The organism is Paraglaciecola sp. T6c (assembly GCF_000014225.1).
Lineage (GTDB): Bacteria > Pseudomonadota > Gammaproteobacteria > Enterobacterales > Alteromonadaceae > Paraglaciecola > Paraglaciecola atlantica_A.
The window spans coordinates 3,293,073-3,308,935 of the sequence record NC_008228.1 but is presented as its reverse complement, the minus strand read 5'-3'; the positions used below and the strand labels follow the sequence as shown (position 1 = coordinate 3,308,935).

The 15,863-nt window shown below is 45.7% G+C and carries 13 protein-coding genes; 11 read left to right on the top strand and 2 right to left on the bottom strand.

Features of this window, described 5'->3' with window-relative positions:
* Positions 1 to 41: 41 nt before the first annotated feature.
* The 7 genes from PATL_RS13895 (at position 42) to PATL_RS13865 (ending at position 8,599) form a co-directional block, all read left to right on the top strand.
* Positions 42 to 1,232, top strand: coding sequence for a CaiB/BaiF CoA transferase family protein (locus PATL_RS13895; RefSeq protein ID WP_011575486.1), 1,191 nt, complete (start codon positions 42 to 44; stop codon positions 1,230 to 1,232).
* A gap of 50 nt (positions 1,233 to 1,282) precedes the next feature.
* Positions 1,283 to 2,443, top strand: coding sequence for a CaiB/BaiF CoA transferase family protein (locus PATL_RS13890; RefSeq protein ID WP_011575485.1), 1,161 nt, complete (start codon positions 1,283 to 1,285; stop codon positions 2,441 to 2,443).
* Positions 2,444 to 2,458: 15 nt separating this feature from the next.
* Positions 2,459 to 3,523 (top strand): chromophore lyase CpcT/CpeT, encoded by a 1,065-nt coding sequence (locus PATL_RS13885; protein ID WP_011575484.1) that lies wholly within the window; start codon positions 2,459 to 2,461, stop codon positions 3,521 to 3,523.
* A 303-nt stretch (positions 3,524 to 3,826) separates the two neighbouring features.
* On the top strand, positions 3,827 to 6,115 hold the full coding sequence (locus tag PATL_RS13880) for a TonB-dependent receptor (protein ID WP_011575483.1): 2,289 nt from the start codon (positions 3,827 to 3,829) through the stop codon (positions 6,113 to 6,115).
* A 127-nt stretch (positions 6,116 to 6,242) separates the two neighbouring features.
* Positions 6,243 to 7,652, top strand: coding sequence for a flavin monoamine oxidase family protein (locus tag PATL_RS13875; RefSeq protein ID WP_011575482.1), 1,410 nt, complete (start codon positions 6,243 to 6,245; stop codon positions 7,650 to 7,652).
* A gap of 57 nt (positions 7,653 to 7,709) precedes the next feature.
* A complete protein-coding gene (locus tag PATL_RS13870; RefSeq protein ID WP_011575481.1) occupies positions 7,710 to 8,060 on the top strand; it encodes an MliC family protein in 351 nt (116 codons plus the stop codon).
* Positions 8,061 to 8,287: 227 nt separating this feature from the next.
* Positions 8,288 to 8,599 (top strand): EthD family reductase, encoded by a 312-nt coding sequence (locus PATL_RS13865; RefSeq protein ID WP_011575480.1) that lies wholly within the window; start codon positions 8,288 to 8,290, stop codon positions 8,597 to 8,599.
* A gap of 39 nt (positions 8,600 to 8,638) precedes the next feature.
* Here PATL_RS13865 and PATL_RS13860 read toward each other — a convergent pair whose 3' ends face one another.
* Positions 8,639 to 9,604 (bottom strand): NAD(P)H-dependent flavin oxidoreductase, encoded by a 966-nt coding sequence (locus PATL_RS13860; RefSeq protein ID WP_041713877.1) that lies wholly within the window; start codon positions 9,602 to 9,604, stop codon positions 8,639 to 8,641.
* Between the two features lie 491 nt (positions 9,605 to 10,095).
* Here PATL_RS13860 and PATL_RS13855 point away from each other — a divergent pair, with 491 nt between their 5' ends.
* The 3 genes from PATL_RS13855 (at position 10,096) to zapE (ending at position 12,904) form a co-directional block, all read left to right on the top strand.
* On the top strand, positions 10,096 to 10,518 hold the full coding sequence (locus PATL_RS13855) for a PaaI family thioesterase (protein ID WP_041714473.1): 423 nt from the start codon (positions 10,096 to 10,098) through the stop codon (positions 10,516 to 10,518).
* A gap of 98 nt (positions 10,519 to 10,616) precedes the next feature.
* Positions 10,617 to 11,534 carry an alpha/beta hydrolase gene (locus PATL_RS13850; protein WP_011575477.1) on the top strand — a complete coding sequence of 306 codons (918 nt, stop codon included), beginning with the start codon at positions 10,617 to 10,619 and terminating at the stop codon, positions 11,532 to 11,534.
* Positions 11,535 to 11,665: 131 nt separating this feature from the next.
* Positions 11,666 to 12,904, top strand: coding sequence for a cell division protein ZapE (gene zapE, locus PATL_RS13845; protein ID WP_011575476.1), 1,239 nt, complete (start codon positions 11,666 to 11,668; stop codon positions 12,902 to 12,904).
* A gap of 74 nt (positions 12,905 to 12,978) precedes the next feature.
* Here zapE and PATL_RS13840 read toward each other — a convergent pair whose 3' ends face one another.
* On the bottom strand, positions 12,979 to 13,998 hold the full coding sequence (locus tag PATL_RS13840; protein WP_011575475.1) for a GGDEF domain-containing protein: 1,020 nt from the start codon (positions 13,996 to 13,998) through the stop codon (positions 12,979 to 12,981).
* A gap of 374 nt (positions 13,999 to 14,372) precedes the next feature.
* Here PATL_RS13840 and PATL_RS13835 point away from each other — a divergent pair, with 374 nt between their 5' ends.
* Complete coding sequence (locus PATL_RS13835) at positions 14,373 to 15,755, top strand: alkaline phosphatase D family protein (RefSeq protein ID WP_011575474.1); 1,383 nt, start codon at positions 14,373 to 14,375, stop codon at positions 15,753 to 15,755.
* Positions 15,756 to 15,863 lie beyond the last annotated feature (108 nt).

The window sequence follows — 15,863 nt, the reverse complement described above, 5'->3', positions numbered from 1 at the left end:
AGTCAAAATACCGCGGGTAAAGCGCAAAAAAGGACACAGCCATGACACAACTTCCCCTTGATGGTGTACGAATTATAGCCGTTGAACAATACGGCGCAGGCCCTTACGGCTCTATGTATTTAGCAGACTTGGGAGCAGAGGTGATCAAAATTGAAAACCCTGCCATTGGAGGGGATGTTTCTCGTCAAACCGGGCCGTTTTTTCTAGGTGAAAACGACAGCTATTTTTACCAAACTTTTAATGTAAACAAGAAAAGCCTGACCCTGAATTTGAAATCAGAAGAAGGGCGAAAAGTGTTCGAAAAACTGGTTAAAACCGCCGATGCCGTGACCAACAATTTACGTGGCGATCAGCCACAAAAATTGGGAATTACCTACGAGCAGTTAAAGCACATTAACCCGAAAATAGTTTGCGGGCATTTATCCGCCTATGGCCGAGACAACGACCGCGCCAGTTGGCCGGGGTATGATTATTTAATGCAAGCCGAAGCGGGTTTAATGTCTCTCACTGGCGAGCCAGATCAGGCGCCAACACGCTTTGGGGTGTCCATGGTGGACTTTATGACAGGTGCTGTCGCTTCATTAGGTTTAACCGCCGCTATGTTAGGGGCTCACCGCACGGGTCAGGGGCGAGACGTAGATGTATCCCTGTTCGATGTAGCGCTTCATCAGCTATCTTACCCGGCTACTTGGTACTTAAACGAAAGTCATGTGGTGCAGCGCGTTGCGCGCTCGGCGCACCCAGCCACAGTGCCGTGTCAGCTGTATAAAACCCAAGACAGTTTCGTATTTCTGATGGCCATGACGGATAAGTTTTGGGATGTGCTAGTTGATATCCTCGATGATGAAGTGCTTAAAGAATCACGTTTTGCCCAAGTGGCAGGACGGCGTGAAAATCGCGATGTGCTGACCACTGAAATCGATCGCGTCTTGGCTGCTCATCCCACTGCACATTGGTTGGAAGTGCTAAAAGGGCGTATTCCTTGTGCGCCGGTTTACGATGTACCAGAAGCGTTGAATAACCAGTACATTCGAGACATTGGCATGGTGCAAAGTGTGCCTCATCCCCAGAATGAAAAAATGGAAATACTGGCTAATCCGATCAAGCTTGATGGTCAGCGGTTAAGCGGAAACGCCGCCGTGCCTATGGGCACAGATACCCAAGATTTACTCAATGAGTTGGGCTACAACCAAGCTGACATCGCTGAGCTTAGCGCTAATAAAGCCGTATAAAGCGACATGGTAAAACGTGCTTTCAATCGATTATTTATAAGAGGTGTTAGGTGAAATTAGACGGCTATCGAGTACTCGACCTATCTTTGTTTCTACCCGGACCGCACTTCACCATGATGATGGCGGATCACGGGGCAGAGGTCATCAGCCTAGAGCCGCCCACAGGTGAGCCAGTGCGTGAAATTGGCTTGAAGCAAAACGGCCAGTCTGTGTGGTTCAGAAATGTGTTTCGCGGCAAGAAAAGCATCAACTTAAATTTAAAAAGTGATGCAGGAAAACAGGCGTTTTATAAGCTTTGCGAAACCGTTGATGTGGTGGTGGAAGCATTTCGCCCCGGTGTGGTCGAGCGCCTAGGTATTGATTTTGAAACGATTAAAAAAATTAACCCCAAGATCGTCTATTGCTCAATTTCGGCGTATGGCCAGACGGGGCCCAAACGTTTGAACCCCGCACATGATTTGAGTATTCAAGCGGACTCAGGCGCTTTGCAAATCAATCAAGGACAAGATGGAAAACCAGCGCAACCGGCTATGCCAGTGGCCGATATGGCGGGCAGCTTAATGGCCTTTTCTGGGGTGTTGATGGCGTTGTTACGCTGTCAACAAACTGGGCAAGGGGATTACCTTGATATTTCTATGCAAGACTCGCTAGTGGCATGGTACGCCAACGTAATGGGCCCACCTTTTGCCGAAAACCGCTCCCCCGAGCCTAAAGATGAGCGTAGTTGGGGCGGGGCAGCCATGTATAACATTTATCAAACCCGCGACGGCGAGCACCTAACGCTTGGTGGCAGTGAAGTTAAATTTGCCAAAAATTTACTGACGGCACTGGGCAGAGAAGATTTAATTCCACTTTGCTCTGAACCTCCTGGTGAGGCACAACGGCCAGTCAAAACCTTCTTTCAAAATACTTTTGTGACGAAAACACTGAGCCAATGGAGCGAATTCTTGGCTGACATAGATGTGTGCTGGTCACCTGTGCGCAGCTTGAATGACGCCGTTCGTGATGCACATTTAGCCCAGCGCGATATGTTGTTAACTGATGAGCAAGGTAACGTGCATTTAGGGGTGCCGGTTAAGTTTAAACAAGAGCCAGCACAGCCCAGTTTTACTTTACCGGCGTTTAGCCAAGACACTGAAAATTTGCTTATTGAGCTGGGTTACAGTGATACAGAAATTGCCACCATGCGCAGCAAAAATGCGTTTATTTAACCAATAGGGAAAGTCATGAAACAAATCATTGCCGCATTATGTGTGGCCGCAAGTTTAGCCAGTTGCGCCAGCGAAAAGAGCGCCAGCCAAGAAGGCGCTAGCCAAAACAGCGCTTCAATGGCGTCAGCTCAGATACAAGCTAAAGACACTCTTCAAGAAGCATTATTCCACCAGTGGTTTGCCGCTGAATTTGATAATCACGAACAGCACTGGCAAGACAATATATCTAAAGAAAAGGAGCCAGGTTTACAGGTTCACGAGCATATTCATCATGTGTTCGCGCCACTTGCAACACCGGCACTTGAGGGCACCACGTACTTCGTAAAGCAGTACATGGATGGCGACCCAAGCAAGGTGTATCGTCAGCGCTTGTACCAATTTATTCGCAATGAAGAAAAGGGCGCACTGCAACTGAATATTTATCGGTTCAAAGACGAAGCCAAATATGCCGATGCCCACTTGCACCCTGAGGTATACCAAACATTGAGTACTGACGAGATAACGACCTATCCAGGGTGCGAAGTGTACTGGCGATACAACGGCCAGTATTTTGATGGCACCATGGGCCAGGATGCCTGCAGCATCGTGTCAAAGCGCAGTGGCAAGAAGATATTTTTTAACGATACATTGCGGCTAACCGATAACGAAATTTGGATAGCCGACAAAGCCGCCGATGAAGATGGTAACTATGTGTTTGGCAACAAAGCGGGTATTCCTCATAAAAACCGAAAAGTGGTTTATTTTACTGGCTGGGGCGGCACACGGATTGGCGGTAAAGATGCCCCCGAGGATGCCAAGTGGGTGTTTAACCGCGATTTACTGCTGCACAACGAAGGGCAAATAGTGCCTTTGCAGGACGCTAAAACGGGTGAAAAGTCAGGCTACTCGATTCAACTGGCGTTACTGACCTATCAGAATACCTTTGATCCTATTTTCAAACTGGGTCTGATTGATGATGCCACAGGTAAAACCATCACCTATATTTGGAGTGATCGCACCAATCCCACCACTGGCATGAATTTGCGCTGGATGCAGGCAGGCTTAAAAATCAAGGAAACACGGCCTCATTTTAGCTTCTGATATGCAATTAAAGACACAGAGCAATTAAGGCGGGTGATAAACTAACCCGCCTTTTTTATGTTTATTAGCAACGACTTACCCAACCTTCTTATCTTCAGTCTAACGCATGCGTCACCAAATTTGATCAAGGGATGACATTGACATTTATCAACTCATTCTCTTTGATAAATGTCAATCGTGGAAATTTTGGACGAATTTGTCCGTGCAAATTTGGCTAAAGTGATATTCGTCAGCTCGTTACATTCGTGTTTCCGGGAATGCACACAAAACCGAACTATTACAATAAAGTCAGAGGGACCATCCATGAACATGCATTACAGTCGCAGCAAATTAGCGCAAATGATTACGTTAGCCCTAGTGGCACCATTTGTCGCCGCGCCACTCGGGGCCTTCGCCCAAGAGGTCGCGCCAGATACTGAAACCGAATTTAATAAAGAGGCGATTGAGTTAATTGAGGTAACTTCTCGTTATCGTAAAGAAACGCTTAACAAAATTCCTATTTCTGTAACGACTTTCAATGCGGATGACATTGAAAAAGGTGGCCTGCAAAACATTAATGATATTGCCGTTAGTGCAGTGGGTATGTCCATGGAGAAAACCTTTGGTCGTCAATCTGATATTCCGGTGATACGTGGCGTATCGTGGATCCCAGGGTTCGGTTCACAAAAAGCCTCCTATTTTATTGATGGCGTATATTTTGGTGGTTCGATTCAAAGCTTGCCTCTAGATTTGATTGAGCGGGTAGAGATTGTTAAAGGGCCGCAAAGTGCTCAATATGGTCGCCGTACCTTTTCTGGCGCTATCAACTTCATTACTCGCAAGCCAGCGGATGAATTATCAGGCTATGTTAATTTAACCTTGGGCCAAAACGGTAACCAAAAACTTGCCGCAGGGGTTTCGAGTAAGCTTAATGATATGTTCGCTTTTAGAGCATCTGTTTCCGCAGACAGTTACGACGGTGATTGGAACAACACCAAAGAGGATGGCCCTGATGTAGGCGGCGAGAAAACCAAATCTGGCATGTTAGGTTTGTACTTTACCCCGAGTAAAAATACCGATATCTCCCTTAACTATATTTACAACGAAAACGACGATGAAACCCAGCCGTTTGGCTTTCAAGGGGCTGAAGAGAACAACTGCTTCTTAGACACGCGCCCTTACTACTGCGGCGAAGCGTTAACAGACCAACCTATCAGCATTGGTGGCGGTGGGTTTTTAGATAATGACGACTATGGCCTGCGTAATACCAGCGAGCACATCAGCTTCAAATTAAACCATCACTTTGACTTTGGAACCGTCTCTTTGATCAGCGGTTGGAATTCTTATGATGGTGAAACAGGCTTGGATCAGACCTACAACGGCGATGAACAATCCTTTAGTTTTGGCTTTTTCAGTGGTGGGCCTTATTTCACGTCGGCAGACTCCTGGTATACCCTTGATTCCTCCGGCTCAGATGAATACAGTCATGAAATTCGTTTCAGTTCCAGCGCATTTGACGACAGGCTATATTGGTCAGTCGGTGCATACATATGGCACTCAGAAGCAGAGCCCTCAGCGGTAGACAACTTCGCTGAAGAGCTAGACAACACTGCGTTTATGGCGATGGGAACGTATGAGTTTACCGATGATTTCCGTTTATCAGCTGAAATACGTCGCTCAAGCGACGAAGTTACGACCGAAGCGTATGACACCCTCATTCAAAATGAACAATTCGCCGATGTCAGCAATGAGTTTGACAGCACAACCACGCGCTTTATCGCCGAGTACGATGTCAATGACGACACTTTAGTATATTTAACGCGCTCTGAAGGTAATAGCCCTGGAGGCTTTAACACCAGCACTTTGTTACCTGATGACTTAGTGGTTATTGATGAAGAAGACATGGTGATGTATGAGCTAGGTGTTAAGTCCACCATGTTTGATGGCAGCTTATACGTTTCTGCTGCGGCGTACACCATGGATTGGACTAAGCAGCAACTGACGGATAGCTATGATGAGGTTGAGGGGCCACCCGTTTCTTACACCTCTAATGCAGGCTCTACTGAAATCAAAGGGATTGAAATTCAAGGTAAATGGGTTATCAACGAGCACTTCAACTTGGACTTTGGCCTGTCACGTACGGATGCACAGTTTGAAGAGCTGTTTGACTCTAATCAATGTCGCTTCTTCGCCCCAGGCGGTGCTTCTAGTTTCTGTGTAGGTGACAACCTGCGCGAGTTCGGTGACTTAAAAGGCAATACACCGCCGCAAGTACCGAAAAACGAAGCCACGTTAGCACTAAATTATTCGACCCAAATTAATGATGGTATGGAGTTGTTCAGCCGTTTGGACTTCGCATACGATTCAACGCGTTATGCCCATGTGCATAATCTGATTGAAACTGGCTCGCGTAAGCTTTTACACCTCAAAACAGGTGTTCAGCTAGAGAATATACGTTTAACGGCCTGGGTGAACAACGTAACGGATGATGACACGCCTACTTATGTATTTAGATATGTTGATGTGCAGAGCTTTGCTTATGGCGCTCGCGCGTTTCCTGTTGCACCAAGTCGAGGTCGTGAATTTGGTATCACGGCTTCATATAAGTTCTAGTTTGATGCTCAAATACAGAGGGTGATGCGCTAACGTTTCGCGTCGTTATCAACTTATAAAAAAGCGAGTTATCTCGCTTTTTTATTGGCTAAAACCAATTTGGTGTTAATAGCAATTGAGGTACCTTATGCAACGCAGGCACGTTATTAAGGGCTTAGCCGCTAGTTCATTAGTACTTGGGGCTGGTGGAATAGCTGCGCCGCTTTGGGCCGCAAGTGACAGTCATGTTGATGTCATTGTTATTGGTGCAGGATTGGCTGGGCTTACCGGTGCGCGTTATTTAAAAGAGCAAGGTTATAATGTGCTGGTTTTAGAAGCGCGCGCGCGAGTTGGCGGGCGCATACTTACGGTTAATACTCATGGCATAAACGCGGAAGCAGGGGGGCTTCAAATTGGTCAAGGGTACGGCATGATGCGCACGTATGCCCAGCAGCTAGGTTTGCCGTTGGTGTCTTTGGGGAATTATGCCAAACAAAATACCTTTGTGATAAATGGCCAGCGCATTAGCGCAGCTGAATGGCCTACCCATCCGCAAAATAAGCTCCTCGGCGATGACAAAAAAACCTTACCTTCAAGCTTGTATTATAAAGCGTTGGGGCAGGGGCCAAAGTACGCGTTACCGTCTGACTGGACGTTAGGGAAATACGCGCCCTTAGACATTTCACTTGAGGAGTATTTTCAACAGCAACACTTATCAGTAGAAGCGCTACGCCTGATAAAGGCGAATGTAAATGCCTCGAGCCTGCAACAATTATCTGCCGCCGATGCCTTTTATCGTTTGAGCTTAGCGCGAGTAGGCGCAAGAGGCGCGCAGAAAATCCAAGGGGGCAATAGCCGCTTCACTCAAGCACTCGCTGATAGCGTGGGAGATGTTGTTCGTACTGATAAGGTGGTAAGCCATATCATAGAAGGCACAGACACAGTCAAGGTGCGTTGTGAAGATGGCAGCGAATATTCAGCTAAACGCTGTATCATCACCAGCCCATTTTCTGCGTTAAAGGAGGTGGCCCTTCACTGCGATATAAGCACCCACAAACGTCGTGCTATAAATGAAGCCGTTTATACGCCTGTAACACAAGTGCATTTCGCTGTTAATAAGCAGGCGGATGTGTCCATGCTAGAAGCGACTAATTTATGGACGGACAACACTTTGGGGCGCGTATTTAGTCAAGTCGATGAGAGTGGTTCTCTAACCTACTTAACAAGCTGGATAAATGGCCCACAAGCAAAGGCCTTGGACAAGCTACCAGCGATTGAGGCCATTAATGTTGTTAAGGGGGCACTCAACACCTTTTACCCTGGGCTTAAAGGGAAAATCGAGGTGGTGCACCATCAGTCTTGGGCAAACGAGCGCTTCTCAAGGGGAGCTTATATCCAGTTCGCCCCTGGGCAAGTGCAAACACTTGTTCCTCATATGGCAACCATTGAGGGTAAGTTGCATTTCGCCGGTGAGCACACTGAGTTTATGTACTCTGGTATGGAGTCTGCGATAGTATCGGGTTTGCGAGCGGCACAAGAAGTCAGCGAACGACTTTAAATGTTCTTTATCGTGAAACGGTGCCGATGCTCTATCGACTATTTAGGGAGAACCAGTATGCAAGCTAAAATGAAAACGGTGCTACTCATGCCATTATTAATACTTGGCTTACAAGCATGTAGCCCAGAAGCTAATCTAGAAGATAAAAAACGTGTAGAGGCTGAAGAGGCCGAGCAATATACCCGGGTGATATTTGAATGTGATGGAAACGCCCCTGTGACGGTGCGTTTTTACAACGACAGTGATCGAGCCGTTATGACGCGTAACAACGACGAGATAGAGTTGACTCAGGAACCAAGCGCATCAGGTTTTTCGTATACGAATGGGCCTAACAGTATTCGGGGCAAAGGTGACGATTTAACCGTGCACATCGGTCGTATGGCAGCGATTAACTGCCGGGCGATGTAAAGGGCCGGGCGATGTAAAGAGCCGGGCGATGTAAAGAGCTCGCTGTTATCACGTTGCAAGTGTGAAGCGGGGGGAGCCAAATACGTTACTAAACGTGTATGAAACTATAAAATACTGGCAAGGGCTTAGAGCCTAATACATACTTGAACAGTTGCTCACGTTGGTGCATAGACCGCTACTTTCGCTAAAGCACCAATACTCAATATCATCTTAGTAGGATAAATTTAATGATTAAAGTCAGTGTGTTATACCCAAACAGTGAAAGTGCTACCTTCGATATGGATTATTACCGCGCTACGCATTTGCCGCTGGTTGCTGAGCTAGTCGGTGATGCCCTGGTGTCGGCCCATGCTGATTTAGGGCTTGGGGGTGGTGCTCCCGGCGAAGCACCTGCGTATATTGCCATGGGGCACTTGGTTTTCGAATCAGTTGAATCATTCCAGCAGGCGTTCGGGCCACATCAAGAGGTGATTTTGGCTGATTTGGTTAACTTCACCAATACCCAGCCAACCGTTCAAATCAGCGATATAGCGCAATAAACATAGCGTTTGCGTTAGCCAGCTAGTTAGCCCTGCGTTCTATAGGGCTAGCAGCCTTTTTTTCGCTGCTTCGTATTCAGACGTTAGTTTACTGACAAAATCTTGAGTAGATTGAACTTGTTTGATCGCGTTAATGCCCTGGCCACAGCCCCAAATATCTTTCCATGCTTTCGCTTTTGAACTACTGCCTGAGCCAAAGTCCATCTTCAAAGGATCGCTTTGAGGTAAATTATCCGGATCCATACCTGCAGCCACAATAGATGGCTTTAAGTAATTACCATGAACACCGGTAAATAAATTCGTATACACGATATCGCCTGCTGCGTAGTCAACCAAAGCTTGCTTATAAGCTTGGTCTGCATTGGCTTCTTTAGTCGCGATAAAAGCTGAGCCGATATAGGCCAGATCAGCGCCCATGGCTTGCGCGGCTAATACGTTTTGGCCCGTCGAAATAGCGCCTGACAGCAAAACGGGTCCATCGAACCATTCTCTTACTTCTTGAATAAACGCCATCGGGGAAAGTGTCCCTGCATGACCGCCTGCACCGGCTGCCACGCAGATAAGCCCGTCGGCACCTTTTTCAATTGCCTTTTTGGCAAAGCGATTGTCAATCACATCGTGCAAACATATACCACCATAAGAATGAATAGCGTCAAATACCTCTGGTCTGGCCCCTAGTGAGGTGATGACGATGGGCACTTTGTGCTTTACGCATATTTCTACGTCGTGCATTAATCGATCGTTTGAGCTGTGCACTATCTGATTGACTGCGTAAGGGGCGGCTGGGCAGTCGGGATTCGCTTGATTATAAGCATCTAGCTCAGAGTTGATTCTGGTCAGCCAAGTATCTAACATTTCTGCAGGGCGCGCGTTTAGAGCAGGGAATGAACCTACAACACCCGCCTTACATTGGCTGATCACGAGTTCTGGCCCTGAAATTATAAATAGTGGCGCACCCACCACCGGTAGGGAGAGTCGGCCTTGCATGATTTTTGGTATAGACACATTATTCTCGATATTTACATTAGGGGGTATTTAGCAATCTAAATAACCGTGATTGAACCGTTTAATAAAGCGACAAAAATTCGATAGGTTGTAAAATAACGTTCTCTTTACCGCTTCAACCCGAGATTGGCATACATCAGCGTATTAATGGCGTAATGAAAACGTAAACACATTACAACGCGCCAAACGGCCAAGATGAGAAGAGGTAGTAAAGCCTCACCTTTCTATAAAGCCACAGTATATCCGCCTTGGGAACGGCAAACGAACGATTGAAATTTATACTAATCCATAGTTAGCGTTTATCACAAAACCAGCTTTCAAAAAAAGGTCAACGCAAAGTCTATTGAGTGAGATTCGTTACGTTATAAACACTCATCATCAGATGAAATTATCCATGATCTACTGTTTCGATAATAATCGCTCTTGCGCATTAGGTGACACATCCACTTATCAAATGAAACACAGGTAGCTATTTTATGACGAGTAATATTATGCCAAGTAAAGAACAAGCCATTGAAAAGATAAACCAGCATGCCCCTAAGTTCATAAGTCTATTGGGTGGGAAGCTGGTTGATTTTGATGTTGAAAAAGACGCTTGCCGATTTGAATTTAATATTGGGAAAGATTATTGCCACTCAATAGACGTTGTACAGGGCGGTTTTGTTACGGCCATGCTTGATACAGCGATGAGTCATGCGGTGATGGCACTTAATAAAGATATTATCAATATTTCGTCGTTGGAGATCAAAACCACCTATCTGGAGCCAACGCGTGCAGGAAAACTGCGGGTCGAAGGTTGGGCAGTCAGAAAAGGCTATAAAGTGGCCTTTGTCGAAGGGCATATTTATAATGAAAACGACGTACTCACGGCTACGGCGAGTTCAGTAGCCAAGCTATCAAGAGTCGCTAAATAATATTAGTGTAAATGGCTAGGCGTATTGAGGGTTTAATGTGTTCATGGGTTCGCTTTCACTGCAGCGCTTTATAGATTAACGTAAATTTGGAACAGTAAATGTCGTCACAAGGCCCCAAAAGACACACTATTGAAGTGCACGCTGGCAAGATAAATAGCATCGCTTTGAATGTTTATGAGTGGGAAGGTATCGGCCCGCCATTGCTACTGGTTCACGCCGCGGGGTTTCATGCTCGAGTGTGGGACAAAATCATTAAGGCACTAGGTAATCGGCACGTTTACGCGGTTGATTTGCGCTGTCATGGGTTAAGTGAAAACGCTGCATCGCCCTATAGTTTTCAGTTATTTGGTGATGATCTTATCGGATTAATCGAAACCCTAGATTTGAGCGACATAACAGCCTGCGGTCACTCGATGGGCGGACATGTAGTTTTGCAGGCCGCATGTAAATTGCCTCATAGATTCAAGCGTATTTTGTTATTAGATCCTGTTATTTTTACCCCAGGTTCCCCCGACCCAACACAAACCGATCCGGCAAAAAGCCCGATTGCGTCAAGGCGCAACGAATGGGTGTCCGCAGATGAAATGTTTACGCGTTTTAGTAGCCGCCCGCCTTTTAGCGATTGGGATCCTCAAGTGTTGAGAGACTATTGCGACTATGGCCTTGTGCCAAAAAGTACATCAAAGAAAACACCAACAGGTGAACATAAAATCGACAGTGAATTGTGTGAGTTAGCTTGCCCGCCTTTATGCGAGGCTGCGATTTATCAAAGCTCTGACAACGGTTTGTTGCTTGAGCATTTGTCCTCAATCACCGCCGCAGTAAAAATATTGCGGGTAAAAGAACGCACAAAAGACGACGCACCTTTTGATTTTCGCCCGTCAGCCACTTACAAAGGTTTAGTTGGGCTCATTCCAGGAGCAATCGAGGACTACCTACCCGGGCACACGCATTTCATCCCTATGGAAGACCCATACTTGATTGCCGATGAAATCAAACGCTTAGAGACGGAATAGAATTCTTCTGAAATGCACTTTTTAACAGAGATTTTGTAATGAGCATTAAGCAAATGAAAATTCATTTGGCGAGTTGCTTAAAAGTCGTTAGAGTGCTTCTTTACTGACGCTTTAGACTGGAATCATTAACCATGCCTGATGGGCAAAGCTTTCGCTCAATGTCACTTTCACCATCACTCTCACCACCGCTCTCACCAATTAGTGTTTATCAGTCTCAACTGGGCAAAACCTTGATTGAAGACGCTAGCCAGCGTGAAGCGATAGAGGCGCTTGATGGTCTTTATCATCAACTTATTGAGCGAAACCTTTGCGAGGCTGCACAGGTAAAAGGCCTTTATTTATGGGGAGATGTGGGCCGAGGTAAGACGTTTCTGATGGACTTGTTTTACGATTGCTTACCGCAAGATGGAAAATTGCGCCTGCATTTTCATCGCTTTATGGCGCGGATACATCAGTCACTTAATGAGCACAGCGGTCAGCCGAACCCGCTAGTCAGCGTAGCAAAAGCGCTCGCTCAAGAACTGGGTAATGAGCGTCGCGTATTATGTTTCGATGAATTTTTTGTATCAGACATCGGCGATGCCATGCTGTTATCAGGCTTGTTCGAATGCTTATTTAGAGAAGGTGTGGTGCTGGTTGCGACATCGAATATACCGATCGAACGCTTATATGAAAATGGCTTAGCGCGACATAAATTTTTGCCCTGTATCGCACTATTGCAGCAACATATCAATATGTTGCATCTTTGCGGTGAGCAAGATCATCGTTTACATCATTTAGACACCTCCCTAAGTGAGGCGGATTTAGGTAGCTTGTCCACGTATGTTGGCGTTTCAGAAAATATGAATTTCCCCGCTGTGTTTGCTCAGTTGACTCAGGAGGTGGATAGCACACAAGTGACGAACACCACGATAGAAATTTGCCATCGTGATATTCCCGTGCGCAAGGCGACCAACATGAAAACCGCTAGCAATGTTGCTTGGTTTGATTTTAGTGCACTGTGCGAAGGGCCGCGCTCTCAGCTCGATTACATGGAAATTGCATCGCATTTTAAGACTGTGATGATCAGCGAGGTTCCTCATTTAGGAGCAAGGGTCAGAGGCTGGATAAAAGCCAGAGGCACGGAAGATGGTGTTGGGGATAATCAAGCGACCGTTACGGGGGAGCGAGTCTTGTCATACTCAAAGAATGATGACAAAGCGCGGCGCTTTATTAGTCTTATCGATGAGCTTTACGATCAAAATGTTAGGCTTTACCTAAGTTGTGATGTACCGCTCGATGAGCTGTATCTAGACGGCGCTTTGACTTTCGAGTTTCGCAGAACGTATAGCCGTCTGATTGAAATGAGTCGAGGAACGAGTAAACAGTAGGTGCAAAATGATAAGGCAACCCACTGGCAAGATGCACCTGTGAAATGGTTTGGTGAAAGAAGCAGGGTAGGCCCTTAGTGAGCAATGACTTTATTACGACCTGTTTCCTTAGCTTTATATAGTCTCTCATCCGCCAGTTTGTAAATTTGGTTCAACGTCTGACCATCTTCGGGCCAGTGTGAAACGCCAATGCTCACGCTGATTTTCATGTCCTTACTATTAATCAATATGTCTTTTTCTACGATTAAGCGGATACGTTCAGCAATATTTTTAGCCTGCTGCTCGCTGGTGTCTGGAATAAGCATACAAAATTCTTCACCCCCTAGGCGGAAAGCCCAGTCATTTAAGCGGCGTGTTTCATTGATAAGCCGAGCTACCTCAATCAGCACCTTATCACCAATATCATGGCCGTATTCGTCGTTGACCTTTTTAAAGTGGTCTAAATCAATGAGTAACATTGACACTGTTTGTTGTTGTTCCGGGAGACTTTCACACAGCATCTCGAAGCTGGAATCGAGCAACAGCCGGTTATTTAAACCTGTTAATGGGTCCACCGATGCCATTTGCTGCAATCGTTTAACCATTGCTGCTCTTTTTGATTCATAGGTGTAAGACAAGGCCCAAATAGCCGATAAACATAGGCTGATGTTCACCACCGATATCAGAGGTATCTCACTTGATTCAAAGGACAGAGCCCTACAAAGAATAGCCACGCCAGCAATGACATACACACAGGTAAAAACGTTGCCTAGGGTGATGCCAAGCAGAAGGTAAGAAAGGACTGGGATTAAGAACAGCCAAGTATAAAGGGCCGCTTTAAATGCGACGGTGAATATACCAATCAAAATAACCGTATAAACGGTAAATAGAAACAAGGACGACCAAAGCGTCAGATTGGGGGTTTTCTTGTGAATGGCGAGTAGCCCTACAGAAAACAAAACAACCGCCAATTCAATTAACGCATACACTTTGAACCCGTTGAGCCAATTGTTAACAACAAAGATTGAGCCCGCGAAAATGATGATGCACAGGACTACCTTCAGCACAGTTCGTCGATAGTCCAGCTCGTTTGCCCATAAACTCGGTCTAAACATTTACCTAAATATTCCTTGTCTTAACAATACGTGAAATTGCTTTGCCTTTATCTGGAACTGCACTACCTGTGTAATAAAATACACTAAGCAATGCTATTACTTCATTATACACACCCATTGTACGTATATTTGAGTTGAATGAGATTCAACTAAAGACTAAGGGTTGGTTATCTGTCGGGGCAACGCTGTAGCAGACTACTTTGCATGATGATCCGAGATAAAGGGTAACGCGCATCAAAAAAACGCATATTCTAGTCTTCTCCCCATTAATGCATTTTTAACATCATGTACTAGGCTCATTTTTAGACTGAGTCAATTTTGACGTTTGTACTTCTCAGCCTTTTATTCACCCTTCTTTTGAAAAGGAACACAACATGGATGTACAAAATCTTACGGTTGGCCCTATTACCGGTCACACTTCATATCATTTGGTTAGAATTTTTGGGCGGGCTGAATTGTCTATTTATGATGGTAGACCGCGTAAGGCTCACGGTGTCATTCAATATCGAAAAGCGGGTAAGTCGGCGTTCAGTCCCCCTTTGTATTTTAAAATGAACCCGAATTTCGACCTAACGGGTGTGGTGGTGTTAACCGAGTTAGAAGAAAATACGGCCTATGAATATCAGGTAGGTTGGTTTTATTCCGAGGTAGATTCTAGCGAAATCAATGTCGACAACGTGCTGAATTGGAAGCATATCGATATCAACCATATGAGAACCGCATCATCAGATGTGACGCAAGCAAGAACCATTGTGTTTGGCTCCTGTCGGTATGTTTTACGATTGTTCGGCGGACTGTGGTGGGATGATCGCAGTGATAGAACCTTCAAATCCATTTTAGAGCATACAAAAGACCATAAGCAGGTTGATCAGCTCATCATGTGTGGCGATCAAATCTACGCGGATGACTTGAACGTCATTTGCGCCGATGATTCCCTAGACGAATACAATAAGCGTTATCGTAAAGTCTTCACGTCTAAATATCTGCGCCGGTTAATGTCGTGTACTCCAACGTATATGACCCTAGATGACCATGAAATAGAAGATAATTGGCCGCAATCTGCTAACGCCAAAGACTGGGTGACAAAATTTCCAGCCGCTATTCATGCATACTCGACGTATCAGGCCAGTCATAGTCCGCTTTTTGATTTGAACGGTAGCCGTATCACAGGTGCACCGACGCATCTTTGGTACACATACAGTGATGGCTGCTGTGATGTGTTCGTATGTGACACTAGAACAGAGCGCCACCTAACTGAAGGGGCCCAAGAAATGCTAGGGCCGATGCAGATGGCGGCCTTAAAAAAGTGGTTAAGCGATGGCAGTGAACGGGTGAAAATAATTGTGTCCAGTGTGCCGCCCTATGAATCCGAGTCGTCAGATAAATGGCATGGGTTTATTCATCAGCGAGACGAGATTTTTGAGTGCATTAGAATAAACGAAGTTCGAAAAGTGGTTTTTTTATCGGGTGATGTGCATGCCTGCATGGCCTCTCAATTAGAATTGAGTACGAGTGTTACCGTGACGTCAGTGGTTTCATCTGCGCTATTTTGGCCTTACCCGCACCCTAACAGGAGAAGCTTTAAACTTAGAGGAACGATTGATACGCTAACAAGCAGTACCTACAAGGTTAAAAAATCCAGTGATGTCTTCCCGACGGATGCCTTTACAAAACTTCGGGTTTCTCCCGGCGGTTTAAGAGTGGAATTTTATACCAGAAAAGGAGAAAAGCTTGGGAGTAAGCATTATAAATATTAATCACACAATACGAAAACGGAGCCAAGGGGCTCCGTTTTACTGTCTATGATCATCAGGATAGCGAGTTAGTTTCAAACGCGTCAACTTTCAAACGAACCAACTTTCAAA